This is a genomic window from Microvirga sp. KLBC 81 (genome assembly GCF_003075415.1).
In the GTDB taxonomy this organism is placed as follows: Bacteria; Pseudomonadota; Alphaproteobacteria; order Rhizobiales; family Beijerinckiaceae; genus Microvirga.
On sequence record NZ_QDAH01000228.1, the window covers coordinates 1 to 1,571 of the forward strand.

The 1,571-nt window shown below is 64.9% G+C and carries 1 protein-coding gene; it reads left to right on the top strand.

What is annotated here, in order from left to right:
* On the top strand, positions 1-1,571 hold a 1,571-nt coding region (locus DC522_RS33400), incomplete at both ends, for a phosphate acyltransferase (RefSeq protein WP_116532680.1).

Genomic DNA, 1,571 nt, shown 5'->3' on the forward strand with positions numbered 1-1,571 from the left:
CGCCGCCTGCGCGAGCGCCTGAAGATCCCGGTCTTCCATGATGACCAGCATGGAACGGCGATCGTCGCGGCTGCCGCCATCCTCAACGGCCTTGAAGTGATTGGGAAGCGGATCGAGGACATCAAGCTGGTGTGCTCGGGTGCCGGCGCCGCCGCCATCGCCTGCCTTGACCTGCTGGTGGGGCTTGGCGTCCGGCGTGAGAATGTCTGGGTTACTGACAGCAAGGGCCTCATCCATGTGGGCCGGGCTCAGGGCATGGACCCGCAGAAGGAGCGCTACGCCCAGTTAACCGATGCCCGGACGCTCGCCGATGTGATGCCGGGTACGGACGTCTTCCTCGGCGTCTCCATGGCCGGGGTGCTCAAGCCCGAGATGGTTCAAGCGATGGCCGACAAGCCGCTGATCCTGGCGCTCGCCAACCCCGAGCCCGAGATCCGCCCGGAAGCGGCCAAGGCGGTGCGTCCGGACTGCATCATCGCGACCGGCCGCTCGGACTATCCGAATCAGGTCAACAACGTCCTGTGCTTCCCCTTCATCTTCCGCGGTGCGCTCGATGTGGGGGCGACGACGATCAACGAGGAGATGAAGCTCGCCGCCACCCGCGCCATCGCCGCCCTGGCCAAGGAGGACGTGTCCGACGTGGTCGCGGCTGCCTACGGTCGGCATGACATCCGGTTCGGGGCTGAGTACCTGATCCCGGCGCCCTTCGATCCGCGCCTGATCACGGCGGTCGCCCCTGCCGTTGCCGAAGCCGCCATGACAAGCGGGATTGCTACACGCCCCTTCGAGGACCTGAAGGCTTATCGGGAGCGACTGCAAGGCTTTGTCTATCGCTCCGGCACGATCATGCAGCCCGTCTTTGCCGCAGCCGCGAAGGCGCGGAGGCGGGTGGCCTATGCCGAGGGTGAGGACGAGCGGGTGCTGCGGGCTGTACAGGTGGCGGTCGAGGAAGGCCTTGCTGAACCTTTGCTGATTGGCCGTCCGGAAGCCATCCGCGGCAAGATCAGCGAGCTGGGTCTCCGACTGACCGAGGGTCGCGATTATCAGGTGGTGAGCGTTGACGACGAGGCTCATCTGGCGGAACTGTCCGAGGACTATTACCAACTCCGGCGCCGCGCGGGCGTGGCCCGGAACACGGCCCTCGCGGAGATGCGCCGTAATAATACGCTGATCGGCGCGATGCTGCTGCGCCATCACGAAACGGATGGCCTTCTCTGCGGCACGTGTGGATCTTATGGCACTCACCTGAAGCACGTGGCCGATGTTGTCGGGCGGAAACCGGGCATCAACACCCTGGCGGCCATGAATGTGGTGATGCTGCCGAACCAGACGGTGTTCATCACCGACACCTACATCAACGAAAACCCGACCGCCGAGGAGATTGCCGAGATCACTCTCCTGGCAGCGGACGAGGTCCGGCGTTTCGGCGTGACGCCGCGCGTGGCACTGCTGTCGCATTCGAGCTTCGGTAGCGCCCAGACAGCTTCGGCTGTAAAGATGCGGGAAGCCCTGAAGCTGATCCAGAGCCAAGCCCCGGACCTTGAGGTCGAGGGTGAAATGCACGGGGATGC